The sequence below is a fragment of the Acidovorax sp. CF316 genome (assembly GCF_000276605.1).
Lineage (GTDB): Bacteria > Pseudomonadota > Gammaproteobacteria > Burkholderiales > Burkholderiaceae_C > Acidovorax.
Window position 1 is genome coordinate 1 of sequence record NZ_AKJX01000037.1, and the last position, 20,337, is coordinate 20,337.

The 20,337-nt window shown below is 68.7% G+C and carries 18 protein-coding genes; 11 read left to right on the forward strand and 7 right to left on the reverse strand.

Features of this window, described 5'->3' with window-relative positions; all coding sequences use genetic code 11:
• Nucleotides 1-144: M3 family metallopeptidase (locus PMI14_RS34715; RefSeq protein WP_007850456.1), on the forward strand; the 144-nt coding region annotated here is incomplete at its 5' end.
• Nucleotides 145-180: 36 nt separating this feature from the next.
• Nucleotides 181-834 (forward strand): glutaredoxin family protein, encoded by a 654-nt coding sequence (locus tag PMI14_RS04805; RefSeq protein ID WP_007850458.1) that lies wholly within the window; start codon nucleotides 181-183, stop codon nucleotides 832-834.
• 112 nt (nucleotides 835-946) lie between these two features.
• Here PMI14_RS04805 and rpiA read toward each other — a convergent pair whose 3' ends face one another.
• Nucleotides 947-1,636, reverse strand: a complete 690-nt coding sequence (rpiA, locus tag PMI14_RS04810) for a ribose-5-phosphate isomerase RpiA (RefSeq protein ID WP_007850459.1) — start codon at nucleotides 1,634-1,636, stop codon at nucleotides 947-949.
• Nucleotides 1,637-1,683: 47 nt separating this feature from the next.
• On the opposite strand from rpiA, the gene PMI14_RS04815 reads away from it, so the two are divergent.
• Together PMI14_RS04815 and PMI14_RS04820 are read left to right on the forward strand one after the other, a co-directional pair.
• Entirely contained in the window at nucleotides 1,684-2,739 is a 1,056-nt protein-coding gene (locus PMI14_RS04815; protein WP_007850468.1) for a quinone-dependent dihydroorotate dehydrogenase, read from the forward strand.
• Nucleotides 2,740-2,929: 190 nt separating this feature from the next.
• Nucleotides 2,930-3,580 carry a response regulator transcription factor gene (locus PMI14_RS04820; RefSeq protein WP_007850470.1) on the forward strand — a complete coding sequence of 217 codons (651 nt, stop codon included), beginning with the start codon at nucleotides 2,930-2,932 and terminating at the stop codon, nucleotides 3,578-3,580.
• 83 nt (nucleotides 3,581-3,663) lie between these two features.
• Here the strand turns inward: PMI14_RS04820 and PMI14_RS33355 are convergent, their stop codons facing one another.
• The gene (locus PMI14_RS33355) at nucleotides 3,664-5,445 is read right to left on the reverse strand and encodes a hybrid sensor histidine kinase/response regulator (RefSeq protein WP_007850474.1); all 1,782 of its coding nucleotides are present in this window, start codon (nucleotides 5,443-5,445) and stop codon (nucleotides 3,664-3,666) included.
• 97 nt (nucleotides 5,446-5,542) lie between these two features.
• On the opposite strand from PMI14_RS33355, the gene PMI14_RS04830 reads away from it, so the two are divergent.
• Nucleotides 5,543-11,203, forward strand: a complete 5,661-nt coding sequence (locus PMI14_RS04830; protein WP_007850477.1) for an alpha/beta fold hydrolase — start codon at nucleotides 5,543-5,545, stop codon at nucleotides 11,201-11,203.
• On the opposite strand, the gene PMI14_RS04835 is transcribed toward PMI14_RS04830, so the two are convergent.
• The 5 genes from PMI14_RS04835 to PMI14_RS04855 form a co-directional block, all read right to left on the reverse strand.
• On the reverse strand, nucleotides 11,166-11,492 hold the full coding sequence (locus PMI14_RS04835) for a hypothetical protein (protein WP_007850480.1): 327 nt from the start codon (nucleotides 11,490-11,492) through the stop codon (nucleotides 11,166-11,168). The two genes, PMI14_RS04830 and PMI14_RS04835, sit on opposite strands and share 38 nt — an antisense overlap.
• Entirely contained in the window at nucleotides 11,492-11,887 is a 396-nt protein-coding gene (locus PMI14_RS04840; protein ID WP_007850482.1) for a phage holin family protein, read from the reverse strand. Before PMI14_RS04840 ends, PMI14_RS04835 begins: the two co-directional genes overlap by 1 nt.
• A gap of 65 nt (nucleotides 11,888-11,952) precedes the next feature.
• Entirely contained in the window at nucleotides 11,953-12,258 is a 306-nt protein-coding gene (locus PMI14_RS04845) for a DUF883 family protein (protein ID WP_007850485.1), read from the reverse strand.
• A 160-nt stretch (nucleotides 12,259-12,418) separates the two neighbouring features.
• The gene (locus PMI14_RS04850; protein ID WP_007850488.1) at nucleotides 12,419-13,519 is read right to left on the reverse strand and encodes an NAD(P)/FAD-dependent oxidoreductase; all 1,101 of its coding nucleotides are present in this window, start codon (nucleotides 13,517-13,519) and stop codon (nucleotides 12,419-12,421) included.
• The gene (locus PMI14_RS04855; RefSeq protein ID WP_007850491.1) at nucleotides 13,516-14,562 is read right to left on the reverse strand and encodes a histone deacetylase family protein; all 1,047 of its coding nucleotides are present in this window, start codon (nucleotides 14,560-14,562) and stop codon (nucleotides 13,516-13,518) included. Before PMI14_RS04855 ends, PMI14_RS04850 begins: the two co-directional genes overlap by 4 nt.
• A gap of 332 nt (nucleotides 14,563-14,894) precedes the next feature.
• Here PMI14_RS04855 and atzF point away from each other — a divergent pair, with 332 nt between their 5' ends.
• From atzF to PMI14_RS04885, 6 genes are all read left to right on the forward strand, one after another.
• Entirely contained in the window at nucleotides 14,895-16,631 is a 1,737-nt protein-coding gene (gene atzF, locus PMI14_RS04860) for an allophanate hydrolase (protein WP_007850492.1), read from the forward strand.
• A gap of 48 nt (nucleotides 16,632-16,679) precedes the next feature.
• Nucleotides 16,680-17,687 (forward strand): ABC transporter substrate-binding protein, encoded by a 1,008-nt coding sequence (locus tag PMI14_RS04865; protein ID WP_007850495.1) that lies wholly within the window; start codon nucleotides 16,680-16,682, stop codon nucleotides 17,685-17,687.
• Nucleotides 17,688-17,701: 14 nt separating this feature from the next.
• A complete protein-coding gene (locus tag PMI14_RS04870) occupies nucleotides 17,702-18,532 on the forward strand; it encodes an ABC transporter permease (RefSeq protein WP_007850497.1) in 831 nt (276 codons plus the stop codon).
• Nucleotides 18,529-19,350, forward strand: a complete 822-nt coding sequence (locus PMI14_RS04875) for an ABC transporter ATP-binding protein (protein WP_007850500.1) — start codon at nucleotides 18,529-18,531, stop codon at nucleotides 19,348-19,350. The genes PMI14_RS04870 and PMI14_RS04875 overlap by 4 nt, the downstream gene beginning before the upstream one ends.
• Complete coding sequence (locus PMI14_RS04880; protein ID WP_007850504.1) at nucleotides 19,347-19,553, forward strand: DUF4089 domain-containing protein; 207 nt, start codon at nucleotides 19,347-19,349, stop codon at nucleotides 19,551-19,553. Before PMI14_RS04875 ends, PMI14_RS04880 begins: the two co-directional genes overlap by 4 nt.
• Nucleotides 19,550-20,337: amidase family protein (locus PMI14_RS04885; protein ID WP_007850506.1), on the forward strand; the 788-nt coding region annotated here is incomplete at its 3' end. The genes PMI14_RS04880 and PMI14_RS04885, both read left to right, overlap by 4 nt.

A 20,337-nucleotide genomic window follows, 5' to 3' on the forward strand; every position in this document is an offset into this window, starting at 1 on the left:
CCCCCCCGCCGCTACCGCGAGGCCATCCTGGAAGCCGGCGGCAGCCGCCCGGCGATGGAGTCGTTCAAGGCCTTCCGGGGCCGAGAGCCGCGCCTGGACGCCCTGATGCGCCACCAGGGCATGGCCGAACCGGCCGCAGCCTGAGTTTCCCCACAACACACGGATCCGAGGAGAAAGACGATGCGCAAGAACCTGCTGTCCCTGCCCATGCTGGCCCCGGTGCTGGTCCTTCTTGCCTGCGCGGGAGCCCAGGCGCAAACGGTGTACCGCATCGTCGGGCCCGACGGCAAGGTCACCTTCTCGGACCGGGCACCGGAAAATGCGAGCAAGGCCACGGCCACCACCACCAACCCGGCAACGGGTGCCGTGGGCAGCACGACCGGCCTGCCACTGGAACTGTCGCGGATCGCCCAGCGCTTTCCCGTCACGCTGTACACCGGCAGCGACTGCGCGCCCTGTGTCAGCGCACGCAGCCTGCTGGTGAACCGGGGCGTGCCCTTCACCGAGCGCACCGTGGCCACCAACGAAGACCTTGATGCACTGCGCAAGCTCAGCGGAGACACCTCCTTGCCCTTCGGCACCATCGGAACCCAGCGCATGGTCGGTTTTTCTGACACGGAGTGGACGCAATACCTGGATGCGGCCGGCTATCCCAAGGCGTCGCAATTGACGGCCAGCTATCGGCGCCCGCCCGCTACGCCATTGGTCGCCGCGGCCCCTGCTGCCGCAGCGCCCGCCTCGGATGCGGCGGCCACTACGGCTTCGCCGCGCGCGCGCCCGGCACCGTCCACCGAAGGCCCGTCGACCACCAACCCGGCAGGCATCCGGTTCTGAGCCTTCGAGCAGGCATCCGGCCAGCCCCATCCTCCAAAAGACAATGGGCCGCGACTGCGGCCCATTGTCTTTTTTGCTGGCAAAGCCCCGACGAGGGGGCGTGCGCAAGCAATCAGTAGCTCAGCGTCTTCACACCCTGGGCGGTGCCCAGCAGGCAGACCGAGGCCTTCTGGTGCGCAAACACCCCCACCGTGACCACGCCAGGCCACTGGTTGACGTCGGACTCGAAGGCCAGCGGGTCGGTGATGGACAGGCCGGTGACGTCGAGGATGTGCTGGCCGTTGTCGGTGACCAGGGGCTGCCCGTCCTTTTGGCGGATGGACGCCGTGCCGCCCAGGGCCGCAAAGCGGCGTGCAATGTTCTGGGCCGCCATCGGAATCACTTCCACGGGCAGGGGGAACTTGCCCAGGGCCGGCACCAGCTTGGATTCGTCGGCGATGCAGACGAAGCGGCCGGCCAGTGCGGCCACGATCTTCTCGCGCGTGAGCGCTGCGCCGCCGCCCTTGACCATGTGGCCCTGGCCGTCGATTTCGTCGGCGCCGTCGATGTAGACCGACAGGGCTTCGACCTCGTTCGCGTCGAACACGGGAATGCCCAGGGCCTTCAGGCGTTCGGTGCTGGCCACCGAGCTCGACACGGCGCCCTTGATGCTGTCCTTCATGCTGGCCAGCGCATCGATGAACTTGTTGACGGTGGAGCCCGTGCCCACCCCCACTATCTCGCCAGGCACCACGTATTGCAGGGCAGCCTGGCCTACGAGGGCCTTGAGTTCGTCTTGGGTCAGGGGGATGGAGGTCGTCATGAGGGAAAATCGGAGGTTGTTGCGCAATTATCCCCTGTCATCCCCCCATGTCCCTGATCCCCTACGCCCTCACCCGCCCTTTCCTCTTCGGCATGGATGCCGAAGCCGCGCATGAACTCACCATGGACATGCTGGCGCGCGGGCAACGCACGCCGCTGCAATGGGCCTGGTGCAACACCCGGGTGGACGACCCCATCGAGCTGGCGGGCCTCACCTTTCCCAACCGCGTGGGCATGGCCGCCGGGCTGGACAAGAACGCCCGCGTGATCGACGCCCTGGGCGCCATGGGCTTCGGTTTCGTGGAAGTGGGCACCGTGACGCCCAAGGCCCAGCCCGGCAACCCCAAGCCGCGCATGTTCCGCCTGCCCGAGAAGCGCGCCCTGATCAACCGCCTGGGCTTCAACAACGAAGGGCTGGACGCCTTCTTGCGCAATGTGCAGCAGTCGCGCTTTCGCGAGCAGAAAGGCCGCGGCCCGCGCATGCTGCTGGGCCTGAACATCGGCAAGAATGCCAGCACGCCCATCGAAAATGCCACCAGCGACTACCTGGCCTGTCTGGACGGCGTGTACCCCCATGCCGACTACGTGACGGTCAACATCAGCTCGCCCAACACCCAGAACCTGCGTGCGCTGCAAAGCGACGAGGCGCTGGACGGCCTGCTGGGCGCCATTGCCGAGCGCCGCGAGGTGCTGGCGAAACAGGCCGGCAAGCGCACGCCCATCTTCGTGAAGATCGCGCCCGACCTCAGCGAAGAGCAGGTGTCCGTGATCGCCGCCACTTTGCAGCGCCACGGCATGGACGGCGTGATCGCCACCAACACCACCATCGGCCGCGATGCGGTCAAGGGCCTGCGCCACGCGGAGGAAACCGGTGGCCTGAGCGGCGCACCGGTGCTCGAAGCCAGCAACAACGTGATCCGCCAGCTGCGCGCCGCGCTGGGCGGCCAATTCCCCATCATCGGCGTGGGGGGCGTGATGAGCGCCGACGATGCAGTGAGCAAGATCCGCGCGGGCGCGGACGTGGTGCAGATCTACACCGGGCTGATCTACGAAGGCCCGGCGCTCGTGACCCGGGCGGCGCAGGCCATCAAGGCCCTGCGCTGAGGCACCGGGGCAGGCTCTGCACGCCAGCAATTCCACCAAGTGGTAAAAAACTGGGGTATCCCACAGCACGGACGCCAAGACCATGGCATAGTCGGCGCGATACCAAATGTGTCATCCGATGGCAATCCAATCCATTTTGACCGTGCATGTGGCCTTTGTGGCATCACGGTGATGCCCCGCATTTCCATCCATGAATGTTCTTGTCATTGACGATCACTCCCTGTTTCGAGAGGGACTGCGCCTGCTGCTCGCCGAGCTCGGTTTCGGAATAGACACCCAGATCGCGGGCAGCTGCGAGGAGGGGCTCGAAAAACTGCGGGCGCAGCCCGCAGATGTCGTACTGCTGGACTGGCACATGGAAGGCCTTTCCGGCGCCGATGCCATGGTGGCCATCCGTGAACTGGTGCCCCAGGCACGCCAGATCGTGCTGTCGGGCGAGAAAAGCGCGGCCCTGGTGCGCACGGCGATCGACAACGGTGCGGTCGGCTTCATTGCCAAGGACTCCGAGCCGGAAATACTGCTGCAGGCCCTCAACACCATTGCCTCGGGCGGCATCTACCTGCCTGCCACCCTGCTCTCCGGGCCCGGGAGGACGGCGGCGCCCACGGACAAACACCTGCCCAGCGACCTCACCCAGGCGTTTCCCGAACTGACCCAGCGCCAGGGCGATGTGCTGGCGGCGATCCTGCGCGGCTTGCCCAACAAGGTGATTGCGCGCGAGCTCAACATCAGCGACCAGACCGTGAAGTCGCACCTGAGCGTCATCTTCCGCCAGTTGAACGTCCAGAGCCGCACCGAAGCGGTCTACGTCTGCGCACGGCAAGGTGTGCGCATCGCGTGATGCGATGGGGGTGGCGCGCAGCGCCACGGATAACTGAAATGCTCCCGCTTGTCACGCAGGGCATGGCCCGTGCCGGGCCCGCTTCATGACGGACTGACGGTCCCGGGCCTGTCGGCCAGAGGCCCCAGGGCCGGAGCACGGCGGTCGGCCACCGGCTCGCCGATCTCTGCCAGCCAGTTGATCAGCAGCGAAGGCAACACCGGCTTTTGCCACATCGCGATGTTGCCCAGGCGTGCGACCTCGTGGACGTCGATGCCGGGGTCGCCCGTGATGATCGCCACCGGCAGCGCGGGCCAGCGGGTGCGCAGGCGCTGCGCCACATCCAGGCCCGTGGCCTCGCCAGAAAGCCGGTAGTCGGCGACCAGCGCATGCGGAGGTGCCGCCGCCGCGTCGATCGCGGAATCGGGCGGCATGCCGTCCCACTGCGTGACCTTGCAGCCCCAGGACTCGAGCGCCTGCGTGGTCGCCATCCGCACCAGGGCATGGTCCTCGACGAGCCAGACATCCACTGCCATGCCCAACACCACCGGCTGGGCCGGTGCCGAGAGGGCGCCCGCGCCCGTGCTCTCGAAGATGGGCGCCTGGGGCAAGGTAAGCATGAAGGTCGTTCCCTGGCCGGGATTCGACTGCATGCCCATTTCCAGCCCGAGCAGGGTCGCCAGCCGGCGCACGATGGCCAGGCCCAGGCCACTGCCCTGCCCCGGGTCGCGCGAGGGATTGCCGACCTGGAAGTACTCCTCGAACACGCGGGCCTGCGAGTCGAGCGCAATGCCGATGCCGGTATCGCGGACCTGCAGCTCCACCACGCTTTCCTTCGCGAGCACGGAGACCATGACGCCACCGTCGTTGGTGTACTTCACCGCGTTGTCCACCAGGTTGCGCAAGATGCGCTCCAGCAGAAAGGCGTCACTCAGCACCCACGCCTCATCGTCGCCCTCGGCCACGATGGACACCCCTTTGGCAGCGCACCTCGGCTCGAACTCGCGTGCCAGGTCCTTCACCATGGCGGCGATGTTCAGGGCCTGCATCTGCGGCACGATGCTGCCGGTTTCGAGCTTGGAGAGATCGAGCAGCCCCGAGAACAGCTTGTCCAGCGAGCCTGCCGCATCACGGATGTGGGCGATCAGCTGCGCAGTCTGGGGCGTTTCATGGCGGTGCAGCAGGGAAGAGAAGACCAGCAGGGCATGCAGGGGCTGGCGCAGGTCATGGCTGGCAGCGGCCAGGAACCGCGACTTGGCGGCGTTCGCCTCTTCGGCCACCTGCTTCTCCTCCCCCAGCCGGCGCAGCAGGTCCGCGTTCTCGAAGCGGATCTGCAGCGAATCGCGGAAGGCCTGCGCCGTCTGCCGCGACGAGACCGCGACCACCAGCCCCACGCCAAACAGGGCCAGGGCCAGCGGCAGGCCGTTCGTGCCGCCCTGGGTGAGCCAGAACACGGCGGCGAAGGCCAGGTTGATCCACGCCCCGGCGATGAAGGTCGCCGGGTGCGTTGACGCATTCACCAGCGCCCCACCCAGGTAGATGAGCTGCAGCACGGTGGCAAACGTCGCGATGCCTCCGCTGGTGCCGTAGCCGATCCACCAGACGGTCGTCCCCATCAGGGCCTGGTTGGCCACGGTGATCCACCAGTGATCGGTCTGCTGCTCGGCCAGCGCAGCAGCGTCCGCCGTCTCGAGCATGGCCAGTGCGCGGGCACTGAGCACCGCATTGATCTGGGCCATGAGCACCACGGGAAGCATCCACGCCAGCACGCGCCAGGCCGGCGTGGAAAAGCCAAAGCAGATCGCCGCCACGATGGCCGCCACGACCACCATGGTGCGCGCGCTGACCGACTGCTGCGCACGCAAGCGCAGGGACTCGCGCGCCATCGCTACATCCAATGGGTGATTGGCATCGACGGGAAAGGGCGGTAGAAAATGCATGTAAACAATTGTTACTCAAAAACAAGCCCTACGGAAAGGCCCCATGGCGACCCATTCTCGCTGGTCAGAACCAATCGAAGCGATGCTGCAGGCCCACCCCGCTCCCAGCTGCGATGTACTCATTGTGGGCTCCGGCTATGGGGGGAGTTTCGCAGCCCGCGAACTGGCCGGCCCAGGCGTGGAAACCTGGGTCGTCGAACGCGGCAAGGAATACGCGCTCGGCGACTTCCCCGAGGATATCGGCCACCTGCCCGGCCACCTGCGGATGCAGCGCGGTGCCAGTGGAAAATCCCTGGGCAACGCACAGGCGCTGCTCCAGGTGCAGAACTTCGACGACGTGGCGGTGCTCACCGGCAGCGGCCTGGGCGGCGGCTCTCTGGTCAACGCCGGCGTGGCCTTCAAGCCGGCGGCCAGCGCCTTTGGCCACGCACGGTGGCCCGGTGTGTACCGGCCCGGCGGCGCACGCCACGGGGCCTTGGTGCAGGCCCTGGACGAAGTCGTCTCGGCGCTGGAGGCGGCCCCCCTGGAACGCGCGGCGGAGCTGCCCAAGTTCCAGGCGCTGTCGCGCCTGGCCGGCGCGCTACAGGCGGGCGGTGCCCAGCCAGTTGACCTCACCATCTCGAGCACGAAGAGGACCAACGCCCAAGGGGTGGAGATGGAGGCCTGCGTGCGCTGCGGCAACTGTTTCACCGGCTGCAACATCGGCGCCAAAGGATCGCTGGCCACGAACCTCATCCCGGCGGCGCACAGCCGTGGCGCGCGCTTTTTTGTCGGCGGCCATGCCCTGCGGGTTGAGCCCCTCGCGGCATCCGCACACAGCGCCAACGGGCGCGGCCTGCGCTGGCGCGTGCATTTCCGGTGTGCCACGGGCGGCCGCAACACGGCGCCCGCCGAGTTCACCATCGACGCGCACACCGTCATCGTCAGCGCAGGCAGCCTGGGCAGTACCGAGCTGCTGCTGCGGTCCACCGGGCTGCCGCACTCCGGAACGCTCGGCTCCGCCTTTTCCACCAACGGCGACGTGGTGGCGATGGGCTGGCGCCAGCGCCAGAGCGTCAACGCCGTCTCGGCCCCCGAAGCCGGCAGCACCGCACCGAGCCGTGATGTCGGCCCGACGATCTGCGCCACGCTGCGCGTGCCCCTGGAGGTGGACGGTGTGCCGCAGGAGATCCTGGTCCAGGACGGCGCCATCCCCTCCGCGCTCGCCCAGGCCACGAACACCCTGGGCCACACGCTGGCGACCCTGCACCGCTATGTGGGCGATGCCGATGCACGGTTTCCCGGCACCGACGACCCCCTGGCCCTGCCCCCCGGTGCGGCGCGGCACACGCAGTTGCTACTGGCCATGGGCCAGGACGCGTCGAACGGCAGGATCTCGCTGCGCCCGCCCTCCGGCACCAGTCCCGTGGACCCAGAGGCCCTGGAACTCGACGTGCGCTGGCCGAGCCACGGCAAGACCGCGACCGCAGGGCGTGCCGCGTACTACCAGGCCGTGCACCGCGCACTCCACCAGGCACATGCGGCCGGCGGCTTCGATGGCGGCGACTACCTGGCCAATCCCCTGTGGCACCCGGCACCCGATGGCTTTTCCGACATCATCGCGGGCGGCCAGCGCGAAAAATCGGTCACCGTGCACCCGCTGGGCGGCTGCCCCATGGGCGACGACGGTGCGCAGGGGGTGGTCGACTGGCGCGGCGCGGTCTTCCAAGGCCCGGGGCGCGAGGTGCATGCGGGCCTGCACGTGCTGGACGGAGCCATCGTTCCACGCGCCCTGGGCGTCAATCCCTTCGTCACGATTTCCGCCCTGTCCATGCTCGCGGCCAGGGACATCGCCAGCGAACTGGCCCTGCCGGACCTGGGCAGCGCAGCGCCCGTGGCGGCGAAGCCCATTCCCAGGCCGCAGCCACGTGTGGCGCAGACCACAGGGGCCGGCTCCGATGGGGTGGCGGTGTTTCGCATCCACGAGCACCTGCTGGGCGGTACCGAACAGGGCCACTTTCCCGACTGGGCCCGGCAGCTCCTGTCCCGGCACGACCCCGCGCTGCCGCCCGGGGCCGCGATGCAGCCGCGCGCGTTCATCGCAGCCGTCGAGGTCGCTGTGGACCTGCAGCAGTGGCTGGCCAACCCGTCGACCCGCTGGGATGCCTCGATGGCGATCTACGCCAACCCCCTTCCCGGCTGGCCGTCGATCCACTCCGAGGCCTTGAAGGGCGAGCCTTTGCTGCGCGGCCCGGGCCAGGTGTCCCTGCTCGCACTCGACCAGGCCGGCTTCGCGCGCAGGGTCTGGCGTTGGCTGCTGGCGTTCGGCACTTACCTGAAGCGCAGGCCCGGCGGAATCCGCCAGTACTTCACCGCCGACTGGCGCAAGAAGATCATGGCCTTCATCCGCGCGGGCTGGCTGCATACCCACTACCGCACGCTCGACTACCGCTTCACCCTGACCCCGCATGCCAGCACCGCAGGTGAAGCCATGGAGATCGCCGTCACGGGCCGCAAGCTGCTGGCCTACCGGCATGGCACACGCACGCTGTGGGAAGCGCTCACGATGCTCGACCTCGAACTGCGGCACAAGGACAGCGCGCCCTGGAAGATTGCGCTGCGGGTCGATCTCGCGGACCTCGTGAGCCGGCTGCGGCTGCAGATCCGCGAGGCATCGAGCACGCCGGCCTCCATCGTCGCGCTGGCATCGTTCGCCTCCGTGTGGCTGCGCGCGGTGATGCAGACGCACTTCTGGTCGCTGCGCGGCCTGGACTACGGCAAGTACCAGCGCCCGGCCCTGCCAGCGCATCCGCCCATGAAAACCGCGCAGGGAATCGAAGTCTGGCCAGAGACCGAGGTGCTGAAGGCGGCACGCCGCCATGGCGCGCAGGAACAGATCGATCTCCAGCTGACGGTCTACCGCCCACCCCGCAGCGCGCGCCATGTCCTGTTCATCCATGGGCTGGCCCACGGCAGCGGCGTGTATGCGACGGACACCGTGGACACCAACATGGCCGGCCACTTCCTGCGCGAGGGCTACACCGTCTGGCTGCTGGACAACCGCATGTCCAACCGCCTGGGCTACGCGCGCGATGCGCACACCATGGACGACATTGCGCACAACGACATCCCGGCCGCCATCGACCGCGTCCATGCGCAGGCCGGCAACCAGGCCATCGACGTCTTTGCGCACTGCGTGGGCGCGGGCGCCTTCGCGATGGCGGCGCTGCAGGCGCGCTTTGACACCACCAAGGTGCGCGCGGCCATCATCCATGCCGTGCACCCCTGGGTGGTGCCGTCCGTGTCCAATCGGTTCTCGGGGGCGCTGGCCGCGCTCTACCGCAACCTGCTGACGGGAGACGAGCGCATCGACCCCCTGCCCCCGGCCAACCCCGGCCCTGCCGACGAACTGCTGGACCGCTTCGCCGCGACCCTGGCCTGGTCGGACGAGGAACGCAGCCTGCACGAAGCGCACCGCGAATCGCCGGGCGCAGGCTGCGCCATCTGCAACCGGATGACCGCCTTCTACGGACGCGAATGGGTGCATGGCAACCTGGATCCGCGCACGCACGAGCGGCTCGGCGAACTCGTGGGCGTGGCCGGCGTCGAGGTGTTCCGCCAGCTGTACTTCATCGTGCTGCGCGAGCGGCTCACCAACCGCGAGGGCGAGAACACCTACCTCCTGGAGGACAACTTCCTTCGGAACTGGCACTTTCCCACGCTGTTCGTGCACGGCCTGGACAACCAGGTGTTCGATCCGCGCGGAGCGGCGCGTACCTGGAACCGGCTGCGCCGGGTCTTCGCGCACCGTCCCGGGCGCGTGGTGCGCACCTTCATCCGTGAAGGCTACGGGCACATGGACTTCCTGTTCGGAAAGAATGCCCACCGGGACATCTATCCCCACCTCACCCGCTTTTTCGGGAATCCGGCCGCATTCGAGGACATCTCCGATGGCTGCCACATCGATCCCGACCTGCCGTGCCCGGACGGCCAGTCCAGCGACACCGACCTGGCCGACCGCGACTTCATCGCGCCCATCCGTCCGTTGACCGGCCCCATGCTGCAGGCAGAATGGCACGGGCAGGGAGCCACGCGCCAGCGCCGGTTGGTGATCTGGGTGGAGCAGTACTTCGACACCACCAGCACGCCGATGCCGCCCGAGGTCCGGATCGGTGGCGAAGTGTGCCATGCCGCCCACGTGACGGCGTTTCCCGGCGTGCTGGAGGAAAGCACCGCGCCGGCCGCGCCGGCCACCGGCCAGGGCTACTACTGGACCTGTGTGCTCGAGGAAAGCGACAGCCTGCGGTTCGCAGGCCTGCCGCCGATCAGCCTGACGCTGCGCTGCCTCCCCCAGGAGTCCGGCACGGCCCGGGCAGTGGAGCCCGACCGCCAGCCCGGTGCAGCGGCGCCGATCCCTGCTCCGAACGCATCGCTGCCCGTCGTTCTCGATCTGGCGGCACTGCCCTGGTGGCAGCACTGGACCACGGAGGGCCAGGCGCGTACCAGCACCAGCTTCCTCGCCAGTTCCTGCCGCTGGCCCGGCATGGCCTTCGAGCGCCGCGCGATCGACGCGCTGGCCGGCGACATGGAGCAGCATGTCACCCATGCCACCGCGCCGGTGCAGGCCTTGCTGCTGCTGGGCGACCAGATCTACGCCGATGCCACGGCCAACATCGCAGAAACCACGGAACGCGATGAACGCGGTGCCCAGCGCTACCGCGAGAGCTGGGGCAGCACCGCCACGCGGCAGCTGTTTTCACGCCTTCCGGTCTGGCTGGTGGTGGACGACCATGAGTTCGACGACAACCTCGATGGTGCGGACCACGCCGCCGCAGATTCCTTGCGCGGGCAGCGCTTCTTCCACGGCTTCCTGGCGGCCACGGCCTACCAGTCGCGCTTTCACCGCCCGGAGCGACCCAGGCTGTCCAGGCCGTCCATGGGCCCGCAGGGATGGAAGGTGGAGCACGGCCTGTGGCACGCATTCGAGGTGGGTGGTATTCCCGCCTTCGCCGCCGATACGCGCACCGAGCGCACCTCACGCACCCTGCGCAACTGGAGGGACGTGACCATCATGGGCGAAGAACAGATGTGCGCCATCGAAGGCTGGCTGCAGGCGCACCCCAAGGGGCCCAAGCTGCTGTGCAGCGGCAGCGTGTTCGCCATGCCGGAAAACCGCTTCGTCGCCGAGCCGACGACCTGCGTCGCGGCCGACAACTGGCTGGGCTACCCGGCCAGTTGGCGCAGGCTGGTCCGGTTCATTGTCAGGAACGAGATCGAGGGACTCATCTTCGTGGCCGGCGACTACCACCTGAGCGCCCTGGTCGAGATCGAACTCAGCAGCCAGGGCAAATCCGTGACGGCGCTCAATCTGGTGTGTTCGGCGTGGAACGCCAGCCTGCCCTTCGCCAACGCCCAGCAGTCGGATTTCACCTTCGACCAACCGGTGCGCGCGCCGGGCAGCGATGCGGATGTGGCCATGGTGTCCACCGCACGCTTCGCGTCGGACGCCCTGCGGCAGTTCTCCAAGATCACGGTCAGCCAGGATCCCGCGGACGGTGGCAAGGCAATGGTCGCCATGGACGTCTACGAACCTGGCAACACCCTGGCCAAGGAACTGCGGGCCCCGCTGGCAGTGGGCAGCCGGACCACCGGCGCGCTGCATGTGCAGGCCGTGCAGCCCGCGGCCGTCAGCCCCCGCGCGCCAGGAAGGGCCGAAGCCGGGTGATGAGCGGCATGGCCAGCCCCACCCAGCGGACCAGGCGGCGCGGCCCTGCGACCAGGGCCACACCCGCCAGGGCTGCGACCGCGACCGGGTGCTGCTTGGCAAAGGCCGCAGCCCGCAGCGCAAACGGCTCGTCCGAGGAGGCCTGCTGTGCAGACTGGGCCAGCGCCATCGACTGGGCTCGGGCCACGCGCCGCGCGCGGATGCGCTCGCGCTGCATGGCAATGCGGTCGAGCACGCGCTGCTGCTCGGCCGTGGGTTCGGGAACAAGGGCTTGGTTGTCGGCAGCCATCACAGGCGCTCCTTGATATCGCGCCAGTCCTGGGCGAGTTCCTTGCGGGTCAGGGCAAAGCCGTTGCTGGCCCGCTTGGCCACGGAAACCAGACCCAGCAGCGTGCCGCCCCAGCCCAGCAACCAGCCCCCCGCCACCAGCCAGCCCACGAGCACCCGGTGTTCGGTATCCCAGAAATGCACCAGCACCGCCATGGACAGCATGATGAGTGCCACCACCGTGAGCCCGCCGAGCAGGATGGTCAGCACCAGCAATTGCTGCAGGCGCTGCTTCTGGTCCTGCCATTCCAGGCGGGCCAGGTCCATCCGGTCTTCGGCGGCAATGGCCCCTTCTATGACATTTGCGCGCCAGCGCGCCACCAGCGCATCCAGGCCCAGAAGAGCAAGCCAGTTCATCAGTGTCCTTGGGTTCTACGGGATAAAAGCAAGCGGCGGGGCCAGCGGTTCAATGCACAGCCGCTTCAGCGGCGGGCCAGCAGAAAGCCGACCAGGGCGCCCACGGCCAGCGCAGCACCGGCCACACGCCAGGGTTCGTCATGGGCATAGCGGTCGGCGGCCAGGGCAGCATCCTTGGCCTGGCGGGCGGCGTCCTGGGCAGCACGCACGGCGGCCTCGCGGGCCGAATGCAGGCCATCGTCCAGCTTCTGGCGCAGGATCTTGATGTCGGGCACGGAATCGAGGTCCTTGCTGGCCAGCAGGCCGCGCAGGTCGGACACGAGTTTTTCCAGATCGGCCTGGGTCGTGGAGAGGGATTCGGAAACGCTCATACAGCAAACCTTTCTGATTAGAAATTGAAAAGAACACACCCCATGGGTTGCCTGTGGCTCCCACTCATGCAGCGTTCGTTGTCATCTTAGCGGACACATCGCCAAAAACCATGTAGGACTTGGACGCAATGGCTTACCACTGGCAGGGAGTTGACACGGATCAGGCAGCCATTGCAGCCACGTGCGCACCGATCGCCAGTGCGCTCGTGAGCCCCGGCGACTCGATGCCGAACAGGTTCACCAGCCCTGGCACGCCATGCTCCGCAGGCCCCTGGACCACGAAGTCGGCCGCCGCCTCGCCCGGTGCACTGATCTTGGGGCGCATGCCGGCATAGCCCGGGTCCAGCGCCCCATCGCGCAGTCCCGGCCAGTACTTGCGCACCTCGGCGTAGAAGGCATCGCCGCGGGCCGGGTCCACCTGCAGGTCGGCAGGGTCGTCCACCCATTGCACGTCGGGGCCGAAGCGGGCCTGGCCACCCAGGTCCAGGGTCAGGTGCACGCCCAGGCCCGCGGCCTCGGGTGCGGGGTAGATGAGGCGGCTGAACGGCGCGCGCCCGGCCAGCGTGAAATAGCTGCCCTTGGCGTAGTAAGGCGTGGGCACGTGGCGGGCGTCCAGGCCCCCGAAGCGGCGCGCCAGGTCGGGCGCGGCAAGGCCCGCCGCATTGACCACCGTGCGCGCCAGCAGTTCGGTGCCATCGGCGGCCTGCAGGTGGATGCCTTGGGCCGTGCAGCGTGCCTGGGCCAGCGGCGAGTTGAGCGCCACCAGGCCGCCCGCATGCTCCAGGTCGCCTTGCAGCGCCAGCATCAGCGCATGGCTGTCGACAATGCCGGTGCTGGGCGAATGCAGGGCCGCCACGCACTGCAGCGCGGGCTCCAGCGCCTGCGCGGCCGCGGCGTCCAGCCACTGCAGGTCGGTGACGCCATTGGCCAGGGCACGTGCCGCGATGCCCTGCAGCGCAGGGATCTGGTCGGGGGACGTAGCCACGATGAGCTTGCCACAGCGCTGGTGCGGCACGCCGCGCTCTGCGCAGTAGGCATACAGCATCTCGCGCCCCTGCACGCACAGCCGGGCCTTGAGGGACCCCGTGGCGTAGTACAGACCGGCGTGGATGACCTCGCTGTTGCGCGAACTGGTGCCGGTGCCGATGGCGTCGGCCGCCTCCAGCACCATCGCCTCGCGCCCCTGCAGCGCCAGGGCCCGGGCCACGGCCAGGCCGACCACGCCGGCGCCCACCACCACGCAGTCGACGGCTTCGCTCATCGCGCCGCTGCGTGGTCAAAGCCATCGAGCACGTTCACGGCGTTGTGGCCCAGTTCGGCCGCCGCATAGCCGCCTTCGAGCACGAACACCGTGGGCAGGCCCAGCGCGGCCAGGCGTTCGCCCAGGCGCGTGAAGTCTGTCGTCTTGAGGGCAAACTTGGAGATCGGGTCGTCCTCGAAGGCATCGAGCCCGAGCGAGACCACCAGCGTATCTGCCTGGTACTGCGCAATCCGCACGCAGGCCTGCTCCAGTGCGGCGAACCATTCGTCGGCGCTGGTGCCCGCGGGCAGCGGCAGGTTGAGGTTGAAGCCTGCCCCGGCGCCTTCGCCGGTTTCGTCGGCATGGCCCAGGTAGAACGGGTATTCGGTGCGCGGATCGCCATGCATGCTAATGAACAGCACGTCGGCACGGTCGTAGAAGATGCTTTGCGTGCCGTTGCCGTGGTGGTAGTCCACGTCGAGCAGGGCCACGCGAGCGGACCCGTGGTTGCGCAGCCATTGCGCGGCCACCGCCGCGTTGTTGATGAAGCAGTAGCCCCCCATGAAATCGGGGCCGGCATGGTGGCCCGGCGGGCGCGTGCAGCAGAACGCGGCGCGCGCGCCCTGCGTCACGCGGGCCGCGGCACTGGCCGCCGCATCGGCCCCGGCCTTGGCGGCCTCCCAGGTGCCTTCGGCCATGGGTGTGCCGTTGTCCATGGAGTACAGGCCCAGTTTGGCGACGAAGTTGTCCGGCTCCACGTCGCTGCGCAGGCTGCGCACCGGCCATACCGAGGGAAAGGGCTGGACGGCGGCGTTGGCGGGATCGAGCGCCAGCCATTGCTGCCAGGCCGTCTGCAAAAAGGCCAGGTAGCGCGGTGCATGGATCTGGGCCAGCACAGGGCTGCTGTCCACGTCGGGCACCAGCAGGCCGTGGCCGCGTTCGCGCAGCGCATCCTCCACGTACTGGGCGCGGACCGGCTTCTCGAAGCACGGCACGCGCTCGCCGCGGTAGAACTCGTGGACCGGCGCATGCCGGTGGTGCAGGGGGTTGTGGAAGGAGATCATGCGGACACGGGCAGGGAAAGGGTTTCGCGCCAGCGTCCTTCACGTGCTCCATGGACGCCGGCAGGGCTCACCACTTTAGCGCGTCCCGCACCACCTGGAACCCAATCCGTGCACCAGACGGCAGCAGGACCCGTCTCGATGGCCCTTCGCTGGCGTCACACCCCGCCAGCCCGGCCAGTGCGCCCATGACCACGGCCAGCAACCCCGCACACAGGAAGACAGTCGCCCTCTTCCCCCTGCCCGGATGTGCAAACCACCGCGCACTTGGCGCTACCCGCCGTCCTGGCACAGCGCTTGCATCTCATCTTGTATCCAAGATTGAATTCTTCAAAATGGTGCAAACAACAAGCCCCCTGGTCGCCGAACTTCCTGCCGCAGCGGAAGGCCTGCCCGTGCTGGCGCCGCAGGCCTGGATCCTGCGCTGCGAGCCGCCCATCGCCGGCACGCCGGGCGGGCCGCTCAGCGGCCTCACTTTTGCGGTCAAGGACAACATCGACGTGGCGTGCCACCCCACCTCGGCCGCCTGCCCTGCCTTTGCCTACACCGCCACGGCCCACGCGGCCGTGGTGCAGCGCCTGCTCGATGCGGGCGCCACGCTGGTGGGCAAGACCAACCTGGACCAGTTCGCCTGCGGGCTCAACGGCACGCGCTCGCCGCACGGCGCCGTGCCCAATGCGCTGGACCCGGCCTATGTGTCGGGCGGCTCCAGCTCGGGCTCGGCCTATGTGGTGGCCACGGAGCAGGTGGATTTCGCGCTGGGCACCGACACGGCGGGCTCGGGCCGCGTGCCGGCCGGGCTGAACAACATCGTCGGCATCAAGCCGACCAAGGGCCTGGTCAGCGCACGCGGCGTGGTGCCCGCGGCGCAGAGCGCCGACTGTGTCTCGATCTTCGCGCGCACGGTGGACCTGGCGGCCCGCGTGCTGCAGGTGGCCCAGGGCTACGACGCTCAGGACCCCTATGGCCGCCAGCTCACGCTGGCCCGCCAGCCGCTGCCCGTGGGCTTTCGCTTCGGCGTGCCCGACGTGCTGGAGTTCTTCGGCGATGCCGCGGCCGAGGCGGCCTTCGCCGAAGCCGTTGCCCGGCTGAAGGCCCTGGGCGGCACGCCGGTCTCCATCCACTACGCACCGCTGGCCCAGGCCGCCGCCCTGCTCTACGAAAGCGCCCTGGTGGCCGAGCGCTACGCCGCCGTGCGCAGCTTCTTCGATGCGCATGCCGACGAGGTGGTGGAGCCGGTGCGCAGCATCCTGGCCAGCGGGCGCGGCTACAGCGCGGCCGACCTGTGCGATGCCCAGACCCGCCTGCGCGCGCTGGGCCAGCAGGTCGCACCCATGTGGCAAGGGGCCGAGGCCATCGATGTGCTGCTGGTGCCCACGGCGCCCACGCACTACACCATTGCCGCGATGCAGGCCGACCCGGTGGTGCTCAACCGCAACCTCGGGGCCTACACCAACTTCGTCAACCTGCTGGACTATGCCGCCATCTCGGTGCCCAGCAGCCTGCGCGCCGACGGCCTGCCCTTTGGCATCACCCTGATCGGCCCCTGCGGCAGCGACCTGCAACTGGCCGAGCTGGGCCAGCGCTACCACCATGCCACGGGCCTGCCCCAGGCCGCCGGCAGCACGCCCCTGCCCGCGCCCCAGCCCATTGCCGGGCTGCAGGCGCCTGCCACGGTGCGGGTCGCCGTGGTGGGCGCGCACCTGAGCGGCATGCCGCTCAACGGCCAGCTCACCGAACGCGGCGCCAAGCTGGAGCGCGCCACCGAGACCGCACCCGACTACCAGCTCTACGCCCTGCCCGGCACCGTGCCGCCCAAGCCCGGCCTGCTGCGCGTGGCGCCCGGCCAGGGCACGCGCATCGCGGTCGAGGTCTGGCGCATGCCCGCCGCGCACTACGGCAGCTTCGTCGCGCTGATCCCGCAGCCACTGGGCATAGGCACCCTGTCCCTGGCCGATGGCAGCAGCGTGCAGGGCTTCATCTGCGAGCCGCTGGCCCTGGCCGGTGCACGCGACATCAGCCACTTCGGCGGCTGGCGGGCGTACATCGCGTCGCTCAAGGCCGACGGCTGACGCCCCCCATTCCCTCTCCACCTTCCAACCCTGCTGCAGGAGCCTTCCATGACATCCCACAGTTCTCCCCATTCCAACGGCAGCTCGCGCCGCCGCATCCTGCAGGCCTCGGCCGCCACCCTCGGTGCGCTGGCCGCGCCCGCACTGGTGCGCGCCCAGGCGGGCCCCAGGATCCGCATCGGCTTCTGGCCCGTGGCGGCTGGCCTGCCTTTCTTCGCGGCGGTGGAAAAGGGCTACTTCAAGGAGGCCGGGCTGGACGTGGAGCCGCTCAAGTTCGCGGGCGCCCAGCAGGTGATGGAAGCCATGCTCTCGGGCCGGTCCGACGGCAGCTCCAACGGCACGGGTTCGGCCAACCTGGCCATCGGCGAGATCGCCCAGCCGGGCCTGTTCAAGATCTTCGCCACCAACCCGAGCAACGCCAAGTTCGTGCTCGACCAGTTCATCACCGGCAAGGACAGCGCCATCAAGACCATGGCCGACCTCAAGGGCAAGAAGGTCGCGTCGGGCCCCGGCATCCAGAACATGACACTGTGCAAGACCATGCTGGAGCGCGCCGGCGCCAGCGGCGTCACGGTGACCGAGCTGCCCATCGGCCAGCACATCGCCGCCATCGTGGCCGGCCAGGTCGATGCCTGTTACACGCTCGAACCCACGGGCACCATCGGGCGCATGAACGGCACCACGCGGGTGATCGAGTCGGGCGTGGTGGCCAGGTACATCCTGGGCGACGCCATGGCCCCCTGGCACGGTGGCGCAGCCAGCCTGACCAGCGAATTCATCAAGAAGAACCCCGAAGCCGCCAAGAAGTTCATCGCCGCCTATGCCCGTGGCATCGAGCTGGTGCGCAGCAAGCCCGAGGAGGCACGCCAGTTCATGAAGGGCTACACCGCCATCGAGGGCCCGCTCACGGCCGAGGTGCCCCTGGCCTCGTACATGCTCTACAACGAGTTCAAGCCCAGCGACCTGGCGCACTTCCAGAAGTTCTACGACCTGTTCACCGAAAAAGGCATCTTCGAGAAGAAGGTCGTGGTCGACAGCCTGATCTACAAGGCCTGAGGGCAGGACGCGCCATGGCCGACAACACGTCTACCACCGCCGGCGCCTGGTCGCCACCCGCGGGCAAGGCGGCTTCCGCCGCGCCCAGGAAACCCGCCTGGGACAAGTTCCTGCCCTTTGCCGGGCCGCTGGCCCTGTTCATCGTCTGGGACCTGGTGGTGCGCCTGGGCTTCATCAAGCCCATATTGCTGCCCCCGCCAGGAACCACCGTGCTCACCCTGGTCACCGGCCTGGCCGGCGGGCCGCTGCTGCTGGACTTTGCCGTGACCGTCTGGCGCACGGTGCAGGCCTTTCTGATCGCGGCCGTGGTCGGCGTGCCCCTGGGGGTGCTGCTGGGCAGCAACGAGCGCGCCTACCGCAGCGTGGAGTTTTTGATCGACTTCTTCCGCTCCACGCCCTCCTCGGCGCTGATCCCGCTGTTCCTGTTGATCTTCGGCGTGTCGGACGTGAACAAGGTGGCCATCGCCGCGTTCGGCGCCTTTTTGATCGTGATCTTCAACAGCGCCTACGGCGTCATCAACGCCCGCAAGCAGCGCGTGATGGCGGCGCGCGTCATGGGCGCCTCGCGCTGGCAGATCTTCAAGGACGTGCTGGTCTGGGAAAGCCTGCAACCCACCTTCGTCGGCCTGCGCTCGGCCGTGTCGATGGCGCTGGTCATCGTCATCGTGGCCGAGATGTTCATCGGATCGGACAACGGCCTGGGCCACCGCATCATCGACGCGCAGCAGGTGCTCAACGTCAAGAGCATGTACGCCGCCATCCTGGCTGCCGGCGCGCTGGGCTATGCCCTGAACATTTTGTTCCTCGTCGCCGAGCGCAAGATCGTGCACTGGAGCGGCCGATGAACGCCGTCGTCAACGGCGCCGTGTACGCCGACGTGCCCAGGCGCGCCTTCACCCCCGGCCCGGCCGGCACCCACATCACCATCCGCGGGCTGACCAAGTACTTCGCGGGCTGGCCGCTGTACGAGGATTTCGACCTCGACATCCCCAAGCACAAGATCGTCTCCGTCTTCGGGCCCAACGGCTGCGGCAAGAGCACGCTGATCAACATGATCGCGGGCCTCGTGCCCATCGACCGCGGCGAGATCCTGTTCGACGGCAAGAGCCTCAAGGACACCAAGATCGGCTATGTCTTCCAGAACTACCGCGAGGCGATGTTCCCGTGGATGCGCACCATCGACAACATCGCCTACCCGCTCCAGCTCGAAGGCAAGAGCAAGGCCGAAGTGGACCGCCGCATGGCCGAGCTGGTGGCCTCGTTCGACGTGAAGTTCGACCTGAACCGCTACCCCTACGAGCTCTCGGGCGGACAGCAGCAGACGGCGTCCATCATGCGGGCGCTGGCGCCCAACCCCGAGGTGCTGTTCCTCGACGAGCCCTTCTCGGCGCTGGACTTCGAGATGACGCTGTTCATCCGCGAGAAGCTGCAGGAGGTGTTCATGCAGACCGGCACCACCATGCTGCTGGTCTCGCACGACCTCGAAGAGGCCGTCTACCTGGCCGACGAGGTGCTGCTCTTGACCAAGCGCCCGACCAAGGTGGCCGAGATCCTGCGCTACGAGGACGCGCGCCCGCGCACCCTGGCCACGCTGAGCGAGCCGAGCTTCGTGGCGATGAAGAAGCTCAGCCTGGAGATCTTCCAGCGCGAGGTGCGCCGATGAACGCCGCCGAGCTCGAACGCTACCTGGACGCGGCCTCGGCAGCCATCGGCCTGCCCATCGCGCCCGAACACCGCACGGCCGTGCTCGGCTACTTGGCGCTGGCCAGCGGCTTTGCCGATACGGTCAACGCCGTGCCTCTGGACGCCACGGACGAACCCGCCATGGCCTTCGTGCCCGTGGCACCGCTGGAGGGCAGCGCATGACGGCCCCCTGGTGGCAGCAGGACGCCGCCGGCATGGCCCAGGCCGTGGCAGCGCGCGACGTGACGGCCACGGCGCTGGTGGCGGCCTGCCTGGCGCGCATCGCGCAGACCGACGCCCGCGTGAACGCCTTCACCGAGGTGCTGGGCACCCGCGCCCTGGCACGCGCCGCGCGCATCGACGCCGGCCTGGCCGATGGCACGCAGGCCGCCCTGCCCCTGCTGGGCGTGCCCTTTGCGGTGAAGAACCTGTTCGATGTGGAAGGCATCGCCACCCTGGCGGGCTCGAAGATCGAGCGCAGCTCCGCACCCGCCACGGCCGATGGCCCGCTGGTGCAGCGGCTGGAGGCCGCGGGCGCCATCCTGGTCGGTGCGCTCAACATGGACGAGTACGCCTACGGCTTCACCACAGAGAACAGCCACGAGGGCGCCTGCCACAACCCGCACGACCTGGCACGCATCGCAGGCGGCTCCTCGGGCGGTTCGGGCGCCGCCGTGGCCGCGGGCCAGGTGCCGATCACCCTGGGCTCGGACACCAATGGCTCCATCCGCGTGCCAGCCTCGCTGTGCGGGGTGTTCGGCCTCAAGCCCAGCTTCGGGCGCCTGCCGCGCACGGGCAGCTTTCCCTTCATCTCCAGCCTGGACCACCTGGGCCCCATGGCGCGCAGCGTGCGCGACCTGGCGCTGGCCTACGACGCCCTGCAGGGGCCCGAGGCGCCTGGTGCGCACACCGATGCCGGCTGCGCGCAGCGGCCCGTGGAGCCGGTAGCCGCCACCCCGGGCCAGGG